The 22,052-nt window shown below is 70.0% G+C and carries 19 protein-coding genes; 15 read left to right on the plus strand and 4 right to left on the minus strand.

The features are described from left to right. Positions 1-64: 64 nt before the first annotated feature. The 5 genes from ACUYTF_RS05280 to ACUYTF_RS05300 all read left to right on the plus strand — a co-directional run bounded on the left by ACUYTF_RS05280 (position 65) and on the right by ACUYTF_RS05300 (position 6,135). Positions 65-1,189 carry an ABC transporter ATP-binding protein gene (locus tag ACUYTF_RS05280; RefSeq protein WP_449279407.1) on the plus strand — a complete coding sequence of 375 codons (1,125 nt, stop codon included), beginning with the start codon at positions 65-67 and terminating at the stop codon, positions 1,187-1,189. A gap of 52 nt (positions 1,190-1,241) precedes the next feature. Next, positions 1,242-2,303, plus strand: a complete 1,062-nt coding sequence (locus ACUYTF_RS05285) for an ABC transporter substrate-binding protein (RefSeq protein WP_434144381.1) — start codon at positions 1,242-1,244, stop codon at positions 2,301-2,303. Continuing rightward, complete coding sequence (locus ACUYTF_RS05290) at positions 2,304-4,040, plus strand: ABC transporter permease subunit (protein ID WP_434144380.1); 1,737 nt, start codon at positions 2,304-2,306, stop codon at positions 4,038-4,040. A 62-nt stretch (positions 4,041-4,102) separates the two neighbouring features. Beyond that, positions 4,103-5,176, plus strand: a complete 1,074-nt coding sequence (locus ACUYTF_RS05295) for a mandelate racemase/muconate lactonizing enzyme family protein (RefSeq protein ID WP_449279408.1) — start codon at positions 4,103-4,105, stop codon at positions 5,174-5,176. Then, positions 5,173-6,135, plus strand: coding sequence for a lactate/malate family dehydrogenase (locus ACUYTF_RS05300; protein WP_449279409.1), 963 nt, complete (start codon positions 5,173-5,175; stop codon positions 6,133-6,135). Before ACUYTF_RS05295 ends, ACUYTF_RS05300 begins: the two co-directional genes overlap by 4 nt. A gap of 117 nt (positions 6,136-6,252) precedes the next feature. Here the strand turns inward: ACUYTF_RS05300 and purB are convergent, their stop codons facing one another. The 3 genes from purB to ACUYTF_RS05315 form a co-directional block, all read right to left on the minus strand. Next, positions 6,253-7,638, minus strand: coding sequence for an adenylosuccinate lyase (gene purB / locus ACUYTF_RS05305; RefSeq protein WP_449279410.1), 1,386 nt, complete (start codon positions 7,636-7,638; stop codon positions 6,253-6,255). Positions 7,639-7,777: 139 nt separating this feature from the next. Beyond that, positions 7,778-8,365, minus strand: coding sequence for a hypothetical protein (locus ACUYTF_RS05310; protein ID WP_449279411.1), 588 nt, complete (start codon positions 8,363-8,365; stop codon positions 7,778-7,780). Positions 8,366-8,438: 73 nt separating this feature from the next. Further along, positions 8,439-8,855, minus strand: coding sequence for a phage holin family protein (locus ACUYTF_RS05315; RefSeq protein WP_449279412.1), 417 nt, complete (start codon positions 8,853-8,855; stop codon positions 8,439-8,441). Between the two features lie 113 nt (positions 8,856-8,968). Between ACUYTF_RS05315 and ACUYTF_RS05320 the strand changes: the two genes are divergently transcribed. The 8 genes from ACUYTF_RS05320 to ACUYTF_RS05355 all read left to right on the plus strand — a co-directional run bounded on the left by ACUYTF_RS05320 (position 8,969) and on the right by ACUYTF_RS05355 (position 19,307). Continuing rightward, entirely contained in the window at positions 8,969-10,465 is a 1,497-nt protein-coding gene (locus tag ACUYTF_RS05320; protein ID WP_449279413.1) for an AAA family ATPase, read from the plus strand. After that, positions 10,462-12,162, plus strand: a complete 1,701-nt coding sequence (locus tag ACUYTF_RS05325) for a hypothetical protein (protein WP_449279414.1) — start codon at positions 10,462-10,464, stop codon at positions 12,160-12,162. Before ACUYTF_RS05320 ends, ACUYTF_RS05325 begins: the two co-directional genes overlap by 4 nt. After that, positions 12,159-13,745, plus strand: coding sequence for a hypothetical protein (locus ACUYTF_RS05330; RefSeq protein WP_449279415.1), 1,587 nt, complete (start codon positions 12,159-12,161; stop codon positions 13,743-13,745). Before ACUYTF_RS05325 ends, ACUYTF_RS05330 begins: the two co-directional genes overlap by 4 nt. Positions 13,746-13,801: 56 nt before the next feature. Continuing rightward, positions 13,802-14,905 carry a histidinol-phosphate transaminase gene (locus tag ACUYTF_RS05335; protein WP_449279416.1) on the plus strand — a complete coding sequence of 368 codons (1,104 nt, stop codon included), beginning with the start codon at positions 13,802-13,804 and terminating at the stop codon, positions 14,903-14,905. Positions 14,906-14,974: 69 nt separating this feature from the next. After that, complete coding sequence (locus ACUYTF_RS05340) at positions 14,975-16,159, plus strand: thiamine pyrophosphate-dependent enzyme (RefSeq protein ID WP_449279417.1); 1,185 nt, start codon at positions 14,975-14,977, stop codon at positions 16,157-16,159. After that, positions 16,156-17,163 carry a transketolase C-terminal domain-containing protein gene (locus tag ACUYTF_RS05345; RefSeq protein WP_434144561.1) on the plus strand — a complete coding sequence of 336 codons (1,008 nt, stop codon included), beginning with the start codon at positions 16,156-16,158 and terminating at the stop codon, positions 17,161-17,163. Before ACUYTF_RS05340 ends, ACUYTF_RS05345 begins: the two co-directional genes overlap by 4 nt. A 24-nt stretch (positions 17,164-17,187) precedes the next feature. Then, the gene (locus tag ACUYTF_RS05350) at positions 17,188-18,615 is read left to right on the plus strand and encodes a dihydrolipoamide acetyltransferase family protein (RefSeq protein ID WP_449279418.1); all 1,428 of its coding nucleotides are present in this window, start codon (positions 17,188-17,190) and stop codon (positions 18,613-18,615) included. After that, positions 18,615-19,307, plus strand: coding sequence for a Pr6Pr family membrane protein (locus tag ACUYTF_RS05355; RefSeq protein WP_449279419.1), 693 nt, complete (start codon positions 18,615-18,617; stop codon positions 19,305-19,307). Before ACUYTF_RS05350 ends, ACUYTF_RS05355 begins: the two co-directional genes overlap by 1 nt. A 25-nt stretch (positions 19,308-19,332) precedes the next feature. On the opposite strand, the gene ACUYTF_RS05360 is transcribed toward ACUYTF_RS05355, so the two are convergent. Further along, positions 19,333-20,199, minus strand: coding sequence for an IclR family transcriptional regulator domain-containing protein (locus tag ACUYTF_RS05360; protein WP_434144565.1), 867 nt, complete (start codon positions 20,197-20,199; stop codon positions 19,333-19,335). Positions 20,200-20,346: 147 nt separating this feature from the next. Between ACUYTF_RS05360 and ACUYTF_RS05365 the strand changes: the two genes are divergently transcribed. Both ACUYTF_RS05365 and ACUYTF_RS05370 read left to right on the plus strand, forming a co-directional pair. After that, the gene (locus ACUYTF_RS05365) at positions 20,347-20,985 is read left to right on the plus strand and encodes an ABC transporter permease subunit (protein ID WP_434144567.1); all 639 of its coding nucleotides are present in this window, start codon (positions 20,347-20,349) and stop codon (positions 20,983-20,985) included. Then, positions 20,978-22,024 carry an ABC transporter ATP-binding protein gene (locus tag ACUYTF_RS05370; RefSeq protein WP_449279420.1) on the plus strand — a complete coding sequence of 349 codons (1,047 nt, stop codon included), beginning with the start codon at positions 20,978-20,980 and terminating at the stop codon, positions 22,022-22,024. The genes ACUYTF_RS05365 and ACUYTF_RS05370 overlap by 8 nt, the downstream gene beginning before the upstream one ends. Positions 22,025-22,052: the final 28 nt, after the last annotated feature.

Raw genomic sequence — 22,052 nt, forward strand, 5'->3', positions numbered from 1 at the left:
GCCCCACACTAGTTATACCACCACGCAACACAGTGTGCCACTACACGGCACAGTGAGGACGAAGATGTCAACGCTAGAACTTGAAGGTGTCTCGAAGGACTTCGGGCAGGGCTTCGCGGTGCAGGATCTCGATCTGCGCGTCGAGAGCGGCGAGTCCGTCGTGCTGCTCGGCCCCTCGGGGTGCGGCAAGACGACGACCCTGCGCATGATCGCCGGCTTCGAGACGCCGACTGCGGGGCGCATCGCGATCGGGGAGCGCGAGGTCGTCGGCGCGCGCACCAATGTGCCCCCGGAGGGCCGCGGGATCGGCATGGTGTTCCAGTCGTACGCGCTCTGGCCCCACCTCACGGTCGCCGAGAACGTCGCGTTCGGCCTCACCACGACCGAGGGCCGCAAGCGCCTCAGGCGCAATCGTTCCGAGATCGCGACATCGGTCGAACGGGCGCTCGACCAGGTGCAGCTCGCCGGCTACGGGGCGCGCTACCCGCACGAGCTCTCGGGCGGTCAGCAGCAGCGGGTCGCACTCGCACGCGCGCTCGTTGTCGACCCCGAAGTGCTGCTCCTCGACGAGCCGCTCTCGAACCTCGACACGCGACTGCGCGAGGAGATGCGCAATGAGATCCGCCGCCTGCAGCTCGAGTCGGGCATCACCATGGTCTACATCACCCACGACCGTTCGGAGGCGCTGGGCCTCGCCGACCGCATCGTCTGCCTCGATGCCGGGCGCATCCAGCAGATCGACCCGCCCGAGCGCATGTACCGCCGCCCGGCGACGCGATTCGTCGCCCGTACTCTGGGCCAGGCGAACGCCCTCGATCTCACGGTCGAGGAGGTCGGCGCCGCAACGATCACCGCGCGCCTGCAGGGTGCGGACCTTGTGCGGCTGGACGCGGCCGACGCCCCCGACGCGCGCCCGGGGGACCGTCTGCCCGTGTGCGTGCGACCCGTCGACGTGCTGCTCGACTTCGACGACCCGCGGACGAACGCCAACGTGCGCAGCCGCTCCTTCCTCGGCGATGAGACCCACTACGTCATCGACTTCGACGGCGTCGACGAGCCCGTGCGCGCCATCGACCGGCGCGCCACCCATCACCCGGCTGGGTCGCGCCTGCGGCTCTCGGTCGATGAGACCCGCATCTCCGTGCTCACGGGCGAACTCGAAGAGCGCCGCGTCGACGCGCTCGTCTAGCGGCGCACCCCCGAAACGTTCCCTCATCCACACGACATCTCTAGGAGAATCCATGTTCCGCGCACATCGACCCGGCCGCCTCATCGCAGCGGCGGCCCTGGCCACGGCGTCCCTCTTGGTGCTGACCGGCTGCAACCCGCCGAGCAAGCAGGCGAACGACGGGCCGCTGCCCACCGACGAGGCAGAACTCGTCGAAGCCGCGCAGCAGGAGGGCAAGGTCTCGCTCGGCGCGGGCGGCCACACCAACGCCCAGGCCGAACTGCTCGCCGAGAAGTTCGAGGAGAAGTACGACATCCCCGTCGAGTTCATCCGCGAGAACTCCGGTCAGATCTCGCAGAAGGTGGAGGCGCAGAAGGACGCGGGCAACGTCGCCTTCGACGTCATCAGCCTGAACGACTCGTCGACGCTCGGCACCTGGTCGGCTGACGACGTGCTCGCAGACCCCGCCGTACCGAACCTCGACGACGTGCTCGCCCCGCTGCAGGTCGACGACGAGCACTACGTCGCCTTCACCTGGGCCGCGGCCGGCTTCGTCTACAACGAGGCGAAAATCGACGCCTCGACGATTCCGAAGACGTGGATGGAGCTCGCCGAGTCGGACAGTCGCAAGGTGATCGCCGACCCGGGCACCTCGGGGGCCGCGCTGAACTTCCTCGGCGCGCTCAACGAGACCGCCGCAGACGTACTCCCCGTGCTCGGAGCGGGCGACGTGCTGCGCAGCGAATCGGCGCTGGCGCTCGGCCAGATGGTGTCGACCGGCGAAGCGGATTACGGCCTGCCCGGCATCGAGCACGATGTCGCGACCGCGCGCACCGCGGGGGAGCCGCTCGCCATGGGCTACCCCGAGGGGAAGCTCGGCGTGCTGCCCTCATACATCGCACCGCTGTCGTCCGCGGCGCACCCGGCGGCCGCGCGCCTGCTCGTGCAGTTCTCGCTGAGCGAGGAGTTCCAGCAGGCGCAGCGCGAACTCGGGTCGCGTTCCGTGCTCGGCGCGGTCCCAGTGCCCGAGGGCCTCGAAGAGCTCGGCGAGGATCGCATGCTGATGATCGATCAGACCGAGCTGGCCGCAGAGCGCGACGAACTGCTCGCCGAGTTCGACCGGGATGTGAAGTAGATGGCGGTCGTCACCGCTCCGGCGCCGAGGGCCCGGGAGCCGCAGGCGCGGCACCGGGCCCCCGGCCCCGAACGCGCGGTCCCCGTGAAGCAGGTGCGCGGCGGCATCTCGCCCGTCATCTGGTGCCTGATCGTCCTCTTCCTGGTCGTCGTGCCCGTCGTCGCGCTCGTCTGGAAGAGCCTGGAGCTGCCCGAGGGCGGCCGGGGACTCGGCAACTACACCGATGTGCTCAGCCGCGCCGGCATTTGGGAGGCGATCGGCAACTCGTTCCTCGTCGGCTTCGGAGCGACCTTCGGCTCGCTGATCATCGCGCTGCCGTTCGCGTACCTCGTCAGCCGCACCGACCTCCCGGGCCGGGCCTTCTTCCGCTCGGTCGCGGTGCTCACCTTCGCGGCGCCGGGGTTCATCGCGGCGATGGGATGGATCCTGCTGCTCGGGCCGAAGGGCGGCCTGATCAACCAGTACGTGCTCGTCCCGCTCGGCATGCCCCCGTTCGACATCTTCACGCCGTACGGCATCATCTTCGCCCTGAGCGTGTTCCTCTACCCGCTGCTGTTTCTGCCGGTGGCCGACGCCTTCGACAACATGGACAGCCGCCTCGAAGAGGCCGCCCAGTCGCTCGGCGCCCGGAGGTGGGAGACCGCCCGGCGCGTGATCCTGCCGCTCGTGCTGCCGCCGATCTTCTCGGGCTCGCTGCTCGTCTTCATCAGCGCATTCACCATCTTCGGGCCGGTGGCGCTGCTCGGCGGGCCGGTCGGGTTCCAGACGATCCCGACCGCGATGTTCCAGCTGATGACCTTCCCGCCGCGCATCGAACTCGCCGCCGTGCTCGGCCTCCCCGTGCTCGTGGTGCTCGCGCTGCTTATCTGGGCGCAGAAGAAGCTCTACGGCCGCCGCCGCTACACCACGGTCGGCGGCAAGCCCGGTCAGCGCCGCATCCAGCCGCTCGGGGCATGGAAGTGGCCCGCTTTCCTCGGCGGCCTCGCCGTCTTCGTCGTGAGCGTCGTGCTGCCGTTCGGCGTGCTGGTGCTGACCTCGTTCCGCAAGGCCATCGGGCTGCCGCTCACGTGGGAGAACATGGTGCTCTGGGACAACTACCAGAAGGTGTTCGCGCAGGAGAGCATCATGCGTTCCTTCGGCAACAGCCTGTGGATCGCCCTCGCGGCGACGCTGCTCAGCCTCGCCATCGCCTTCCTCGCCGCATTCATCCTCGAGCGCACGCGCTGGCGCGGACGCGGGCTCGTGCAGCCGCTCATGTTCGCGCCGCTCGCCTTCCCGGGCGCGATCCTCGGCATCGCCATGATCATCGCGTACTCGGGCGGGCCGCTGTGGCTCGGCGGCACCCTCACGATCATGCTCGTCGCCTACCTGATCCGCGTCATCCCGCAGTCGTTCACCTACGTCCAATCGGGTTTCAAGCAGATCAACGTGGAGACGGAGGAGGCGGCGCGCAGCCTCGGCGCCTCGGGTCAGGAGACCGTGCGCCGGGTCACGGTGCCGCTCCTGCGCGGGCCCCTGCTCTCCGTCGGCGTGCTCAACTTCGTGCTGCTGTTCCGCGAGCTCGACATCTCGATCTTCCTTTACACGGGATCGAACGATGTCGCACCCGTGGTGCTCTACAACCTGGCGACGCAGTCGCAGTTCCAGGTGATGGGCGCGCTCGCGGTGCTGATGCTCCTCGTCAATCTCGGCGTGGTCATCCTCGCGCGACTGCTGTTCGGCGTGCGGTTCAAATGACCCGCGACGCGCCACCCGCCCTGCTTCACCCGACCACCTCAGACACCTCCAGAGGACGAAATATGAGAATCGAGCATGTCGAAACGTGGATCCTCCGCGTTCCGTTCATCCGCACGAGCGCCGACTTCGACGGCGCGCATCACGAACTGATCGGCGTCACGGTGCACGCCGAGGGCCTGACCGGGATGGGCTACAGCTTCATCACCGACACCGCGGGCGGCACTGCCGTGAAAGCGCTGCTCGACGACCTCCTCGTGCCCCGCATCATCGGCCGGTCGCCCGTCGAGGTCGAGCGCATCTGGCACGAGCTCGACCACCTCACGCACCGCATGGGCACCGGCATCAACCGCTTCGCGATGGCATCGATCGACATCGCGCTGTGGGACCTGCGCGCGAAGCTCCACGGCAACTCGCTCGCGCAGGAGCTCGGCCAGTTGACCGACACGGTGCCGGTCTACGGCTCGGGGAAGGCGGGAAACCGACTCGCGCTCGAAGAGCTCGTCGAGCTCTCGGCCGGGTATCTCGACGAGGGATTCGACGCCGTCAAGATCAGGGTCGGCCTCGAGCCCGAGCACGATCGGGCGCGCGTCGCCGCGGTGCGCTCTGCGCTCGGCGACGGGGCGCGCATCATGATCGACGCCAACGAGCGGCTCGACTGCCCGACGGCCCTCTCGCTCGGGCGCAGCCTCGCCGATCTCGATATCTTCTGGTTCGAGGAGCCGGTGCACAGCAGGGATCTCGAATCGCATGTATTCCTCTCCCGGCATCTACCGATGTCCATCACGGGAGGCGAGCACCACTGCAGCGCCGCGGAGTTTCAGCCCTACATCTCGAGACGAGCGTTCGGCATCGTACAGCCCAATGTCTGCATGGTGGGGGGCGTCACCGAGATCATGCGTATCGCCCGCGCCGCAGAGCTCGGAGGCGTCGGTTTCGCGCCGCATCTGATGACCGATCTGAATGTGCACATCTCTGCGGCGACGATGAGTACATCGTACGTCGAGTACTTCCCATTCCTCGAACCGTATACGACGAATCGGCTCACGATCTCGGAGGGGCGCGCCGAGGTGCCCACGACCCCGGGGCACGGCATCGAGTTCACCGAGGAGACGTTCGAGAGGTATCGGATCGCATGACCGGGTCGAGCACTGCCGCGACCCGCGGCGCGCAGCCGTGGCCGCGGAGCATCGCGGTCATCGGCGCCGCGGGCACCGTCGGGTCGTCGGTCGCGGCGCAGCTCGCGCTCGGCGGCATCGGGGAGCGCATCCATCTGATCGACGTGCGGCAGAACATCGTCGTGAGCCACGTCATCGACCTCACCGACGCGCTCGGCGTCCTCGGCAGGGATCGGCCGCAGCTGCTCGCCGGGCCGCCCGACGACGGCACCGTCGACCTGGTGGTGGTCGCGGCGTCGCGCCCGGAGATTCCGGGCGGCGACCGCCGGGAGTTCCTGGCGGCGAACGCGGGGCTGCTCGAGACCCTCGCACCGCTCGTCGAACGGCTCGCCGGGGCGACCGGACTCGTGCTGCTGCTCTCCAACCCGGTCGACATCCTCGCAGGCCACCTGGTGCGTCGCAGCGCGCTCCGGACCGACCAGGTCGTCGGCTATGCGCTGAACGATTCAGCGCGCTTCCGCGCCGCGGCCGCGCGCGTGCTCGGAGTGGGGGCGTCGCGCGTCGGGGGCCACGTGTTCGGCGAGCACGGCGACGGCCAGGTGCCGATGTTCTCGAGTCTGACGGTCGACGGGGCGCCCGTCGACCTCGATCGCGGCCAGCGCGAAACGGTCTCCGTCGATGTCTTCGGGTGGTTCCGCCGATGGTCGGCCCTCGAGTCGGGCCGCAGCTCGGGGTGGGCGACCGGGGTCGGCGTGCGCCGCATGGTCGAACTGCTGGCGACCGGGGAGCCTGTGGTCGCCACGGCCGGCACGGCGCACCTCGCGGGCTATCCGGAGTCGTTCATGGCGCTGCAGGTGCAGCGGACGGCGACCGGCGTAGCGGCGCTCGATCCCGTCGCGGACGCCGCCGAGGCCGAGCAGCTGCGCACTTCGGCGATACGCATCGCGGAGGCCGTCGACGCGCTCGATACGGGCGAGTGACCCGTCCGGCCGCGTTCCGGTCGGGCGTCCGCGAAGACGAACCGCCCCGTGCCGGATCCGGCACGGGGCGGTTTCACTTGGAACGTACGCTGCGACGGAGGTCGCGGCCCGAGGGCGTCAGCGCTGCAGGAAGTCGACGAGGCGCACGGCCTCGCCGATGTAGGTCGCGGGCGTCAGCGCGAGGAGGCGCTGCTTGGCGTCATCGCCGATCTCGAGCGCCTGCACGAACTCGACGAGCTCGGCCTGGCCGATGCGGCGGCCGCGGGTCAGCTCCTTGAGCGCGGCGTACGGGTCCTTGATCGTCGAACGGCCCGCCGTGACCTCGGCGCGGATCACGGTCTGGATGGCCTCGCCGAGCACCTCCCAGTTGTGGTCGAGATCGTACGCGAGCGCTTCGGGGGCCGCGTCGATCTGGCCGAGGCCGCGCAGGATGTTGTCGAGCGCGAGCACCGAGTGGCCGAAGCCGACGCCGATGTTGCGCTGCGCCGACGAGTCGGTGAGGTCGCGCTGCCAGCGGCTCGTGACGAGCGTCGCGGCGAGCGAATCGAGGATGGCGTTCGAGAGCTCGAGGTTCGCCTCGGCGTTCTCGAAGCGGATCGGGTTCACCTTGTGCGGCATCGTCGACGAGCCGGTCGCGCCCGCGACGGGGATCTGTCGGAAGTAGCCGATGGAGATGTAGCTCCAGACATCGGTCGCGAGGTTGTGCAGAATGCGGTTCGCGTGCGCGATGCGGGTGTAGAGCTCGGCCTGCCAGTCGTGCGACTCGATCTGCGTCGTGAGCGGGTTCCAGTCGAGGCCCAGGCCCTCGACGAACTCCTGCGAGACGGCCGGCCAATCGACCGCCGGGTCGGCGGCCATATGCGCGGCGAAGGTGCCGGTCGCGCCCGAGAACTTGCCGAGGTACTCGATGTCGTCGATCTGGTTCAGCTGGCGCTCGAGGCGGTGCACGAACACGGCGATCTCGCGGCCGAGCGTCGTCGGCGTCGCGGGCTGGCCGTGCGTGCGGCTCATCATGGGCAGCTCGCGGTAGAGCTCGGCCTGGCGGGCGAGCTCGGAGATGACGGCCACGAACTTCGGGCGCCACACGTCGGCGACGGCCTGCTTCACGGTGAGCGCGTACGAGAGGTTGTTGATGTCCTCGCTCGTGCAGCACACGTGCGTCAGCTCGGCGAGATGGCCGAGGCCCTGCTGCTCGAGGCGTGCGCGCACGAGGTACTCGACCGCCTTGACGTCGTGCTGCGTGGTGCGCTCGGTCTCGGCGAGCTCGTCGATCTCGGCCTGGCCGAAGCCCGACGCCCATTCGCGCAGCGAGGCGAGCTGCTCGGGCCCCATGGGGGTGCCGCCGAGCAGCGAGTGCTCGGTGAGGTAGGCGAGCCACTCGACCTCGACGTGCACGCGGGCCTTGTTGAGGCCGGCCTCCGAGAGCGTGCCGCCGAGATCCTCCACCGCCTTGCGGTAACGGCCGTCGAGCGGGCTGATGGGCTGCGGGGGCATGGGCGTCATAGTGTCTCCGGGTCGGGGCCGAGGCGCGCAGGCGCGCGATCCGCCCCCTATTCTCCCACGGCTCGGCGCGGGCTCGTGTGGACCTGTGCGAGTCGGCGCGGGCCGGGCCCGCGTGGGCCGTGCGGCGCGGTGATACGCGCTACTCGAGACCGACCTCGCCGGTGTCGCCGTCGTAGCTGAAGGTGCGCCCATCCTGCAGCACGTACTCGACGCCCGTGCCGAGCGGCTGCTGCGCGAGGAACCGGGTCTCGAGATGCTTGGCGTGCTTCGCGTACTGCGTCTCAGTTGCTGCGCCGACTCCGAAGCGGGTGGCCGAGCGCATGTCGGAGAGTATGACCTGGAAGGCGAGGTAGGCGCCGGTGTTCTCTTTCGTCTCGGGCATCAACTCCCACAGCGATCCGTCGTCGTTCATCGCCTTGTAGCGGTCTCCGAGCGCCTGCAGCCTCGGGGCGACCGGCCCGGTGCCGTCGATCTCGGGGTCGTTCGGGCCGTAGTCCAGCTCGTCGTCGGCGTCCTCGGGTTCGGTCGGCTTCTCCGGTTCGGGAGCTGCGTCGCGGGAGTGTTCTGCTTCGGCGCTGGATCCGCCGCCGTTGCCGCGGTCAGCGGCTTCCGGCGCATCCGACGGCGCCCAGATCAGCACAGCCGCGATGATGAGGGCCGCCACGACCACGACGCCGCTCGCCGTCAGCCAAATGGTCAGTTGACGGGAGCGCGATTGTTGGTCCATGCCTCTTTCTTAGCAGGTTCCCGCGGCATGGGGCGGGCGCGGATCGAGCCGCGCTTCGGGGCGGCGAAGCCCGTCAGCGCTCCCTGCGATCCTGCTTCTTCGAAGTGCCGAGCAGGCCGTTCAGAATGCTCGAGATCACGGTCATCACGAGCGCGGCGAGCACGCCCCACCAGAACGTCTCGATGCGCAGCCCGAAGCCGGCGATATCCGAGAGCCACGCGACGACGGCGAAGAGGAAGCCGTTCACGATGAGCGAGAACAGGCCGAGCGTCAGGATGTACAGCGGGATCGACACGAACCGCACGACCTTGCCCAGCGTCGCGTTGACGAGACCGAAAACGAGGGCGACGAGCAGGAGCGTGATGAGGGTCGAATACTCGTCGGTGCCGATGGGTGCGATCCAGACGCCGTGGTCGCCGCTGCCGCCGACGATGAGCGTGGTGAGCCAGAGGGCGAAGGCGCCGACGAGCACTCGGATGATGGTGCGCATGCCACCAGTCAAGCAGAGGCGCCCGAGTACCGGCTGCAGGGATCGGCGCGCCTCCGCATAGGATGAAACGGTGGGTCTCTGCGAGAGGCCATATCGAATGCGAAGGATCCAGCATGAGCGACCCTCTTCTCGACAGCCTCGCCGCAGCGGTCGCGGGCGCACCCGACGATGTCGAACTGCGCGCGCTCTACGCCGAGCGCCTGGCCGACGCCGGCCGTGCCGACGACGCCATCGGGCAGGCCCTCGTCGCACTATCGAAGCAGCCCGGGCACGCGGGCGCGCAGCGGGTCGTCGAGCGGGCCCGGGGCGGCGATACGGATGCCGAGGGAGCGGATGCCCCGAACGGCCCCGGCGCGACCGGCGCCGAACCGGGCGTTCAGCCCGCCTACACGGCCGAGAGCCGGGAGCGCCGCGTCGTGGGGTACCAGCCGCACGGCCAGGGCGACGGCCCCATCTTCGAAAGCGAGCGCGAATGGCGTCGGCGCCTCGCCGAGCTCGATGCGCGAAACGAGGCTCCGGGCACCGGCACGAACCCTGACCCGGACTCCGCGCCCGGCACGGAGTCGAATGCCGTGAACGACGCCCCCGACGCGAACGCCGGCATCGACTGGCAGCGGCTCGAGCACCAGCTCGGAAGCCCCATCCCGCCGCCGTTCATCGCGCACGAGGCGACGCAGCACCCCGGCGGATCGATCGAGGTGAGCATCACCGAGGCCGAGGACTCCTCGAGCCCCGCCGAGACGACCCGCGAGACGCTGAAGCTCTCCGACGTCGGCGGCCTCGTCGACGTCAAGCGGCGCATCCACGAGACCTTCCTCGACCCGATCGCGCACCCCGAGATCGCGCGCGCCTTCAAGAAGAGCCTCGGCGGCGGGTTGCTGCTCTACGGCCCGCCCGGCTGCGGCAAGACCTATCTCGCCCGGGCCATCGCGGGCGAGCTCGGCGCGAACTTCGTCTCGGTGACACTCGCAGACGTGCTCAGCAAGTGGATCGGCGAGAGCGAGGGCAACATCCACAAGACCTTCACCGAGGCCCGGCAGAAGGCGCCCGCCGTACTGTTCCTCGACGAGATCGATGCGGTCGGCGGCAAGCGCACCTCGCAGGGGTCGCAGTGGCTGCGCAACCTCGTCAACCAGCTGCTCATGGAGCTCGACGGCGTCGGCAGCGACAACGACGGCCTCTTCGTGCTCGCTGCGACGAACATGCCGTGGGATGTCGACCCGGCGCTCCTGCGCCCCGGGCGCTTCGACCGCATGGTGCTCGTCTCGCCGCCCGACGAGCCGGCGCGCGAGGCGATCCTGCGCGGCTACCTCGCAGAGCGCCCCATCCAGGGCGTCGACCTCGACCATCTCGTGCGCCGCACCGAGGGCTACTCGGGCGCCGACCTGAAGCACCTGTGCGACACGGCGGCCGAGAAGGCGCTCACCGCATCGATCAAGTCGGGCGCCGTGCAGCCGATCGCGATGCAGGATCTGAACCGCGCGCTCACAGAGGTGAAGCCGTCGATCGGCCCGTGGCTCGACAGCGCCCGCAACGTCGCGAACTACTCGAACGCCGACGGCCGCTACGACGACCTCGTGCAGCTGCTGAAGCGCACGAAGCGACTGTGAGCGACGGCCCCGCCCCGCAGCCGGCATCTGCGGCGTCGGCGGCATCGATCGTCGAACGCGTCTGGGCGCTGCACTCGTTCGGCCGCGCCGACGACGCGCTCGGCGCGGCGCGGCGCGGCCTCGCCGAGCACCCCGACGACGCCGATCTCGAGGGGTCGCTCGCCTGGCTCGAGTTCTTCCACGGCGATCGCGAGCGGGCCGAACAGTCGGCCGAGCGCGCTCTCGCCCTGCGCCCGGACGACTGGCGCGGCCTCAACATCCTCGTCGAGGTCGCCGTCGCCCGCGGCGAGCACGAGAACGGCGAAGCCTTCGCCCGCCGCGCCGTCGCCGCGTATCCGCAGCTGCCCGATGCGCGCCTCGCCCTCGCCTACGCGCTCGCGCAGCCGAGGCCCGAAGACGGCAAGCGGCGGGCGGCCCGCACCGCGCGCATGGCCCGCCACCGCGAGGTGCGGGGGCTCGTCTCCGATGCCGTCGGCTTCGACCCCGAGCGCGTCGAGTCGCTGCGCCGCGGCTCCATCCTGCTCGCGGTCACGGGCGACGAGCAGGGCTCCGCCGAGCTGCTCACCCGCGCGCTCGCGCTCGACCCCGACAACGAGGAGCTGCTCATGCTCATCGCGGGTTCGGACGGCACTTCCGAGCTCGAGGGGCTCCGCCTGCTCTCGGGCGTGCTGTCGTCGAATCCGCAGCAGCGCGTCGCGGCTCGCGCGCTGAACGACACCGTCTGGGGTCGCACGCAGTGGTTGGCGGCGGTCCCCGTCATCGGCGCCGCCGCCCTCATGCTGTTCGGATACCTCGTGTTCGAGGCCGGTCTCGAGACCAGCACCCGGCAGCGCACCCAGCTCGGCGGCGCCGTCGTCATGGTGGGCGTCGCCTGGGTGATGCTGTTCGTATTCGTACGGCAGGCACTGCCGAAGCGCGCCCTGCGCCGCCTCTTCGCCGAGGTCTGGTGGGTGTGGCCCGGCATCATCGGCTCGGGGCTCGCGACGATCGCGGTCGTACTGCTCTCGCTCGCCTTCGCGATCCGCGGGCTGCCCACCCAGGTCGAGATGGCGGGGGAGTACATCGGCGGCCTCACGATGATGATCGGCTTCGTCGCCTGGCTCGCGCTCATGGCCGAGCTCGCGATCGTCTGCGCCCGCTTCGCGTCCGAGCGCCGCAACTCCCTTACTCCGGACGATGCCGAGGGGTGCTCGGCAGCACGCGCGCGCCTGCGCGAGCGAGTGCTGCCGAGCGCGATCAGGGTCGGGCTCGCCGCGCTGTTCGCTCTCGTGCCGGTGGTCGCGTCGGGCATCGCGACCCGTCCCGAAGCCGCGGGCGGCTACCCGGCCGTCGCCCTCGCGATCGCCGCGCCCCCGCTCGCGAGCCTCGCGCTCGCCGCAGCGGCGGCGCTGCGAGCCGGCGGCCGGGGCCCCGCAGCACGCGCCGTCACCGGCGGGGTGCTCGCGTTCGTGCTCGTCACGGCCGCTGCCTGCTGGCTGCTCGCCGATCGGCACGCGGGAGAGTTCGACCCGCCGCCCACGCCGCACGAGCTCGAAATGCGGCGGCTGAGCGAGCAGACCTCGAAGCAGCAGGCCGAGTTCGAGGAGTCGATGCGCGCGATCCGCGAGCTGAACGAACGACTCGAAGAGCAGAACGGGAAGTTCGAAGAGCAGGGCGCGGGCGCGCCGGGCGCGAGCACGCAGGGCGTCGGCCGGTGAGCGAGACGGGTGACGACTCCGGCCCGTACGCCGAGATCGTGCGGGTGATCGAGCGCGCGGATGCGCTCGAGGGCTTCGGCCGTCTCGAGGAGGCGATCGCCGAGGTGCGGCGCGGCCTCGCCGAGCACCCCGAGAGCTCGGCCCTGTGGTCGTCGCTGGCCTGGCTGCACTGCGCCGTCGATGATGCGGCGGCGGCCCGCGAGGCCGCGGAGTCGGCGCTCGCCCTCGACCCGGATTCGCTCGGGGCGCTGCACACGATGGTGCTGCTCGACGTGCGGGCCGGGGCCGCCGCGGGCGCGCATGCGGCCGCGGACCGCATGCTGCAGCTCGCCCCCGACCACCCCGCCGCCCACCTCGACAAGGCGCGGGCGCTCGCCGGAGAGCCCGCGGGCGCGACGCGCAACGGCCCGATGATCCGCGAGGCAGTGCACCGGGCGATGGCGCTCGACCCCGAATCGGCGTCGACGGTGGCGCAGGCCGCGGGCATTCTGCACGGGGTGGCGGGCAAGGCCGAGCTCTCGCAGCTCATCGCGCACGGCCTCGCTCTCGACCCCGCGAACGAGACGCTGCTGCTCTACGCCTCCGACGCCCACACGAAGCACGACGGCCAGGTCGCGGGTGTGCTGAGCTCTATGCTCGCGCAGAACCCGCAGCAGGGCGACGCCGCGATGCAGCTCAGCCATATCGTCTGGGAGCGCACCCGATGGATCCCGGCGCTCGCGGTGTGGGGCATGCTCGCCCTCGCGCTGCCCCAGGCCGCGCTCGCGGTGCTCATCGCGTCCGTGATCAACATCTGGACGCTCGTGCATCGCGTGCGCCGGGCGGCCCCAAAGGGGTTCCTCCGCCGCACGTGGGGGGTCTCCCCGTGGGCGAGAACCGGCGTCATCCTCGGCTTCGCGGGGGCGGCCTGGCCGCTGGTGGTGCTGCCGATCGTCTTCTGGCTGCGGCTCCCGGGGCTGCTGGCGCTGGTGCCGCTGGTGCTGCTCACGGGCGAGTGCCTCATCGTGCTCGCGGGCGACCGCGAGGCGCGACGGCTGCTCGCGGCCCTCGGGGCGGAGGCCGAGACCTACGCCGCCGGCCTGTACCGGGCGGCACGCAAGGGATGGGTGCGCATCGCCGTCGGCGGCATCGCCCTCGCCGTCGGTGCGATCGGCCTGTTCTCGGGGGCCGGGCCGTGGATGCTGCCGTTCGGCGTCGTCGGCCTCGCCTTCGTCGTGCCCGCGGTGCTGCGCATCCTGCTGAGCCGCGATGCACTCCAGGGCGTGCGGCGTGGCGATCTCCGGGAGCCGCCGCGCGCCGCACGGACCCTGGTGATCGCATCGGCGGTCTGCGCGGCCGGCCTCGCGGTCGCCTCGCTACTGTGGGCGCCCGTGATCCCTGTCGATTCCTCTGCAGGCGACGAGCCGACCCGCGAACCGCCGTCCTCCGAAGAACTGCAGCGCACGCAGCAGCAGCTGGACGACCTGCTCGAGGGCGACCAGCAGCGCCGCGAAGACCTCGAACGGTCGATGGAGCAGTGGAACGATTCGCTGCGCGACCAGCAGCAGATCGTCGACGACGCCACGAAGGCGATCGTCGAATAGCACCGCGCCCGGGCGCCGAGCATGAGCGCCCGGCAGCCGCGACGTAGACTGGGGCGATGAGCGAACGTCCGGCGCCCGCTGTCCGCATCCGGCCCGAGGTGGCGGCGACGCCCGCATATCGACAGGGATCGGCACCCGTGAAGCCCGGCTTCAAGCTCTCGAGCAACGAGAACCCCTTCCCGCCGCTGCCCGGCGTGCTCGACGCCGTCGCCGAGCGGGCCAGATCGACGAACCGTTACGCGGCGGCCGCGATGCCCGAGCTGCGCGCGGCCATCGCGGACGACTTCGGCGTCGACCCGGCATCGGTGCATCTCGCCGCCGGCTCGGTCGCGATCCTCTACCAGCTCGTGCACGCCGTCGCGGGCGCCGGCGACGAGTACGTGCACGCCTGGCCGAGCTTCGAGGCCTACCCGGGCCTCGGCCTCGCGTCGGGCGCACGAGCGGTCGCCGTACCCCTCGCGGCCGGCGCGCGGCACGACCTCGAAGCGATGGCCGATGCGGTCACCGAGCGCACGCGCGCGATCCTCGTGTGCTCGCCCAACAACCCGACCGGCCCCGCGGTGCGCCGCGCGGAGTTCGACCGCTTCATGGAGCGCGTGCCCGCCGACGTGCTCGTCGTGTTCGACGAGGCGTACGCCGAGTTCGTGACCGATGCCGACGCCGTGCGCGGCGCCGACGTGCTGCCGCGGAACCCGAACCTCGTGGTGCTGCGCACCTTCTCGAAGGCTTACGGTCTCGCGCAGCTGCGCATCGGCTTCGGCGTCGGCGACCCGGCCCTCTTGACCGCCGCCGCTTCGGTGAGCATCCCGCTGTCGGTCACGGGGGTCGCCGAGGCCGCCGCCCTCGCGTCGCTGCGCCCCGAGGCGCGCGCCGTGCTCGAAGGTCAGATCGCCGAGCTCGTGGTCCGCCGCGACCGGCTCGTCGCCGCACTGCGCGAATCGGGTCTCGCGATCCCCGACGCGGAGGGCAACTTCCTGTGGGTGCCGGAGGGGCCCCGCGATCAGGGCGGCGTGCCGAGCGCGCAGGGCCTCGCCGAGGCGTTCGCCGAGGCCGGCACGCTCGTGCGGCCGTTCGCGGGCCACGGCGTGCGCATCTCCGTCGGCGAGGACGAGAGCCTCGCCGAGGTCGTGCGCGTCGTGCGCATGCATCTCGCCGGCTGACCGCCCGAGAAGCGCACCCACCGCCGTATATCCCCCCACCTTCACGCCCCCTCATTAGACTGTGTCGGGATGACTGAGCACGATATTCTGCACAGCCCCGAAGACCCGGAGCCGATCCGCTTCCTCGACGAGGCAGGCTGCTACGCGCCCTCCGACAGCGCCGCGGCGTTCGCCGACGAGCTCTCGGATATCGGGGTCGACGAGCTGCAGGTCTGGTACCGCGACATGATGTCGACCCGCGCGTTCGACATCGAATGCACGCACCTGCAGCGTCAGGGCCAGCTCGCGCTGTGGGTGCCGAGCGTCGGCCAGGAGGGCTGCCAGGTCGGCATCGCCCGAGCCGCCGAGCCGCAGGATCACATCTTCCCGGCCTACCGCGAGCATGCCGTCGCGCGCATCCGCGGCGTCGACCCCGTCGCGCTGGCCGCACAGTTCCGCGGCCTCACCCACGGCGGCTGGGATGTCACCGACCCCGCCAACGGCAACTTCCACCTCTACACGCTGGTGCTCGCAGCGCAGACGCAGCACGCGACCGGCCACGCGCTCGGCCAGCTGCTCGACGCCAAGGCCCGCGCAGGCGTCACCAGCATGGACGCCGGCGAGCCCGGCACCGCGACCGGCGAGGCGACGCTCGTCTTCTACGGCGACGGCACCACCAGCCAGGGCGACTCCAACGAGGCCATGATCTTCGCCGCCAGCTACCAGACCCCCGAGCTGTTCGTCGTGCAGAACAACCGCTGGGCCATCTCGGTACCGGTGGCACGCCAGAGCCGCACCCCGCTCTACCGCCGCGCCCTCGGTTTCGGGCTGCGCGCCGTGCAGATCGACGGTAACGATCCGCTCGCCGCCTACGCCGTGGCGAAGCGCTTCCTGCGCGAGGCCCGTGAGGGCGGCGGCCCCGGCTACATCGAGGCGCTCACGTACCGCATCGGCGCGCACACCACAGCCGACGACCCGACGCGCTACCGCGAAGAGGGCGAGCTCGAGCACTGGCAGGAGCGCGACCCGATCGAGCGCCTCGAGGCGTACCTGCGCGAGCAGGGCACCGGCGACGAGTTCTTCGACGCGGTGCGGGCCGATGCCACGCGGGAGGCCCGCGCGGTGCGCGACACCATCCTGAGCCTGCCCGCGCCGAGCGCCGACTCGATGTTCGAGCACGTCTACGCCGAACCGCACCCGCGCATCGAAGAGCAGCGCGAGTGGATGGCGCACTACGAGTCGTCGTTCGACACCACCGAGGAGGGCGCCGAATGAGCATCGAGGGCATCGAGACGTTGAGCGAGCGGAAGACCCTGCCCCTCGCGAAGGCCATCAACGAGGGGCTGCGCTCCGCCATGGCGGCCGACGACAAGGTGCTGCTCATGGGCGAGGACATCGGCCCGCTCGGCGGCGTCTTCCGCGTCACCGACCGGCTGCAGGCCGACTTCGGCTCGGCCCGCGTGCTCGACACGCCGCTCGCCGAGGCCGGCATCGTCGGCAGCGCGATCGGTCTCGCGATGCGCGGCTACCGTCCCGTCATCGAGATCCAGTTCGACGGCTTCATCTTTCCGGCATTCAACCAGATCGTCACGCAGCTCGCGAAGATCCGGGCGCGCCACGACGGCAAGGTCGACATGCCGGTCGTCATCCGCGTGCCGTACGGCGGGCACATCAACTCGATCGAACATCACGAGGAGAGCCCGGAGGCGTACTTCGCCCACACCCCGGGCCTGCGCGTCGTCGCGCCGTCGACGCCGAACGACGCCTACTGGATGATCCAGCAGGCCATCCGGTCGAACGACCCCGTGCTGTTCTTCGAACCGAAGGCGAAGTACTGGATGAAGGGCGAGGTCGACCCCGCCGCCCCCGCCGCCGAGCTGCATCGCACCCGCGTGGCACGCACCGGCACCGACTGCACCGTCGTCGGCTTCGGGTCGATGGTGACGACGCTGCTGCAGGCGGCCGAGGTCGCGGCCGCCGAGGGCACGAGCGTCGAGGTCGTCGACCTGCGCACCCTTTCGCCCGTCGACTACGGTCCGCTGCTCGAATCGGTGCGCAAGACCGGCCGCCTGGTGGTGGCGCAGGAGGCGAACGGCAACGCGAGTCTCGGCAGCGAGATCGCGGCGACCGTCGCCGAGCACGCGTTCTACTCGCTGCAGGCGCCGGTACTGCGGGTGTCGGGCTACGACGTGCCGTTCCCCGCCGCCGCCATCGAACCGCTCTTCCTGCCCGACGCCGACCGCGTGCTCGAAGCCGTCGACCGCACCATGCACTACTAACCCTCCCGGAGCTACGGAGCAATCATGAGTGAAATGACCTTCCCCCTCCCCGACGTCGGCGAGGGCCTCACCGAGGCCGAGATCGTGTCGTGGCGCGTGGCCCCCGGAGATGCGGTCGAGCTGAACCAGGTGATCTGCGAGATCGAGACCGCGAAGTCGATCGTCGAGCTGCCGTCGCCCTTCGAAGGCGTCGTCACCGAGGTGCTCGCGAGCCCGGGCGACACGGTTCCGGTCGGGCAGCCGATCCTGCGCGTGTCCGTGACGGGCGCGGGCGATGCCGGCGAGGAGTCGCCGGGCTCGGACGTCGGCGGGTCCGCCGCAGCCGCGCCCGACCGCGACGTCGCCGACACGGTGACCGACACCGCGGCCAGCATCGCCCATGAGGACGAGGATGAGGCCGGTGCCGTGCTCGTCGGCTACGGCGCTGCCGGCTCCGTGCAGAGCCGTCGCCGACGTGGCGGCGCCAAGCCCCGAGGACGCGAAGCGTCCGGAGGCGCAGGCGGTGCCGCAGCAGCGGCAGCCCACGGAGCGCAGCGAGGGGTGGAGCCGTTGCTGCAGCGGGCGACGATCCCTGTCGCCGAAGCGACCCCGATCATCGCGAAGCCCCCGATCCGCAAGCTCGCGAAAGACCTCGGCGTCGATCTCGCCCAGGTCTCGGGGTCGGGCATCGCCGGCGAGATCCTGCGCGATGACGTCGTGCGTCACGGCGGCCAGGCCAGCCTCTTCCGCAATCTCTCGACCCCGGCCCCCGAGCCGTCGGCCCCGCGCGAGGAGCGCATCCCACTCAAGGGCATGCGCAAGCACATCGCGAACGCGATGGTGACGAGCTCGAACGAGGCCCCGCACGTCGGCGTCTTCACCGACGTCGACGCGACCCGCACCATGGAGTTCGTGAAGCGCCTCAAGAACTCGAGCGACTTCGCCGGCACCAAGGTGTCGCCGCTGCTCATCTTCGCGAAGGCGATGCTCTGGGCGATCCGCCGCAACCCCGAGATCAACTCGACCTTCACCGAGACCGAGATCATCAGGCACCACTTCGTGAACCTCGGCATCGCGGCCGCCACGCCGCGCGGCCTCATCGTGCCGAACATCAAGGATGCGCAGGAGCTGAGCCTGCTCGATCTCGCGAAGGCGATCGAGCAGCTCACCATCACGGCGCGCGACGGCCGCACCCAGCCGGCCGAGATGCAGGGCGGCACGATCACGATCACGAACATCGGCGTCTTCGGCATGGACTTCGGCACCCCGATCCTGAACCCGGGCGAGGTCGCGATCATGGCGATGGGCACCATCCGCGAGAAGCCGTGGGTCGTCGACGGCGAGGTGCGGCCGCGCATGGTCACGACCGTCGGCGGCTCGTTCGACCACCGCGTCGTCGACGGCGACGTGATCTCGCGCTTCGTCGCGGATGTCGCGTCGGTGCTCGAAGAGCCCGCGCTGCTGCTTGACTGATGCCCGGCGCACGCCAGTCGGCGAAGTTCGCGGCGATCGACTGGGGCCGCCTCATCGTCGCGCTCGCGATTCTCGCAGCGGTCATCGGGCAGCTCGCGGTCAGCATCGGGTTCTGGACGAACCGCGGCGATGAACGCATCGGCCTCGACATCCTGAACTTTTTCAGCTTCTTCACGATCGAGTCGAACCTGCTCGCGATGGTCGTGCTCCTCGCGCAGGCGATCGGACGCGCCCGCGGCCGGGCCGGCGGCCGCGCACTGCACGTCGCGGTGCTGTGCGCGACGACCTACATGGTCATCACGGGCATCGTCTACAACACGGTGCTGCGCAGCATCGAGCTGCCGCAGGGCACGACGCTCGGCTGGTCGAACGAGATGCTGCACCTCATCGCACCGCTCTGGATGCTCATCGACTGGCTGCTCACCGCCCGTACCCGCGAGTTGCGGTTCGCGCACATCGGTGTGGTCGTGATCTATCCCGTCGTCTGGCTCGCCTATACGTTGATGCGCGGCCCGGCCACCCTCAACCAGGGCACCGGCGCGGGCCAGTGGTATCCCTATCCCTTCCTCGACCCGGCGCATGCGGGCGGGTACGGCGCGGTGGCGGTCGCGTGCGTGCTCGTCGCCGTCGCCATCGTCGCGGTCGCTCTGGGGCTCGTCGCGGTCTCGCGCTGGGCGAGGCGCCGCAGCTGACTCGAGGCCGTCGCCGCCGGTACTTTCAGGCGTGCAGCGGAGATCCCAGTTGGCGGGAGAGCTCGCGCGCGGTCTTCGAGGTGTATTCGCCGAGGATGTCGAGGCGGTCACCGATACGAGCTTTCGGAGCGCTGACGTTGACGGCTGCGACGATGCGCCCCGTGAAGTCGACGACGGGCGACGACGCCGCGACGACGCCGCTCTCGAGCTCCTGGTCGGATGTCGCGTAGCCGCGATCGCGAATCGCCCGCAGCTCGAGCATGAGGCTCGAGAAGTCGGTGATGGGCGAGGCTCCGGGCCCCGGCTCGGGGAGCACGGGGAACCCGAACGGGTCGGCTTCGGGGTTGAGCGGGCCGACGAGTGCGCGGTCCTGCCCATGCGCTTCGTACCAGCTGGTCAGCGAGCTCTCGTCCCAGTCGCTCAGCAGCACCCGGCCGGACGGCGTGCGCCAGGCCGCCGTCGTACTGCCGGCCCAGCCGGTCGTACGGATCTCGAGCGGACTGAGTTCGCTGAGAATCGTGAGCACATTGCCGCCCTGCAGCACGCAGAGATGGCTCGTCTCGCGCGTGAGCTGAGTGAGCCTGCGCAGGTGCGACCGTGAGGCCTGGGCGAGCGCTGCCTGCGCAGTGTGGGCGGCGAGGGCATAGAGTCTGGAGCCGAGGAAGTACTGCAGCGTCGTTTCGTCACGTGCGATCAGGCCCGAGTCTGCGAGCGTTGCGAGTGCACGGGACACCGCGGCTTTGTCGCGGCCCACGATCTGAGCGGCTTGCGAAACGCCGAGGCCGCCGCCGCGTAATGACGCGGGGGAAGCGAGTGCATCGAGGAGATCGAGATCTCGGCCGAGTCCCGATGAGTTTCGCCTCGGACCGGTGGGCTGCGCGGTTGAGTTCATAACGACACGATAACTTCAAGTAGCCATATTGACAACCGTGTATGTCTATTTGTCAACGACTCGTATCTTGGAGACAGTCACCCGACGCAATCACTCGACGAAGAGACAGGAGGCCGATCCTTGACCGGATTCGATCTCGATGGGTTGATGACCTTTCTCTCGCGACGCTCCGACGACATCGTCGACCTCGTGGTCGACCACCTCGTCGTCGTTCTGATCTCGCTCGCCCTGGCCACGGTCATCGGCATCGGGCTCGGCATCGCCGTGCGGAACCGGCGCTTCGCCCGCTCCGCGGTCATTACCGCTTCAGCCGTAGCGATCACCATCCCATCGCTTGCCCTGCTGGCACTGCTGAGCCCCGTGCTCGGTCTCGGCTGGCTCCCGACAGTCGTCGCACTGGTCTTCTACTCGCTGCTGCCGATCGTGCGCAACACCGTCGTCGGCCTCCGCGAGGTGCCGGTCTCGGTGCTCGAAGCGGCCCGAGGCGTCGGCATGGGCCCGGCCCGCGTGCTCCTCCTGATACAGCTGCCGATCGCCTGGCCCGTCATTCTGGCAGGCGTGCGTGTCGCGGCCCAACTCACCGTCGGCATCGCCGCGATCGCCGCCTACGTCGCCGGCCCCGGCCTCGGCGAATACATCTTCAAGGGGCTGTCCTCTCTCGGCTCGAAGAACGCCCTCAACTACGCGTTGACCGGCACCGTCGCCGTCATCCTCCTCGCGCTGGTGCTCGACGGTGTCTTCGTGCTCATCTCCCGCTTCACGACATCAAGGGGTCTCCGTGCCTGACAACTCAACGAATACCGGCATTCTCTCCGCTCTCGCCTCCCGCCAGGGCGGCGCGTCGATCGAACTCGACAGCGTCACCAAGCTCTACCCCGGGCAGACCACTCCCGCGGTCGAAGACTTCTCCATGAGCATCGAGCCCGGTGAGCTCATCATGTTCGTCGGCCCATCGGGCTGCGGCAAGACGACCACGATGAAGATGATCAACCGCATCATCGAACCCACCTCGGGCTCCATCCGCATTGATGGCAACGATGTGCTCTCGCTCGACGCCAATGATCTGCGACGCCACATCGGCTACGTCATCCAGCAGATCGGTCTATTCCCGCACTTCACCATCGCCGAGAACATAGCCACGGTGCCGCGCCTCCTCGGCTGGTCGAAAGACCGGATCAAGGAACGGGTCGAGGAGCTCCTCGAAACCGTGCAGCTCGATCCCGGCGTCTTCGCGAACCGTTACCCGCGCCAGCTCTCTGGCGGCCAGCAGCAGCGCGTCGGCGTCGCCCGTGCGCTTGCCGCGGATCCGCCTGTGATGCTCATGGACGAGCCCTTCGGAGCGACCGACCCGATCACGCGCGAGAAGCTGCAGGCCGAATTCCTGCGCCTGCAGGCCGAGATCGGCAAGACGATTATCTTCGTCACGCACGACTTCGAGGAGGCTATCCGCATGGGCGATCGCATCGCCGTGCTGAGCGAGCGCAGCAGGATCGAGCAGTTCGACACCCCCGCAAACATCTTGCAGAATCCTGCGAACGAATACGTCGCCTCGTTCATCGGCGAGGGCGCTGCGCTGAAGCGCCTCGCACTCATCCCCACGGGCGACGCCCGCCTCGGGCCGGTTGATCGGTCCGCACCGACATCGACTGTCGCGGTCACCGACTCGCTGCGAGAGGCCCTCGACCATCTCGTCTTCACCGGTGCGCCGCGCATCAACGTGACTGAGGGGAAGCGACCGGTTGGCTCGCTCGATTACGCCGCAATCTCCGCCGTGCTCGGCGCCGGGGTGCCCGGCGCCCGGCACCCCGCCGAAGCGGAGGGCTGATCATGTCCCAGCAGGTCACTCCATCACC

Source organism: Leucobacter sp. GX0328 (assembly GCF_053567315.1).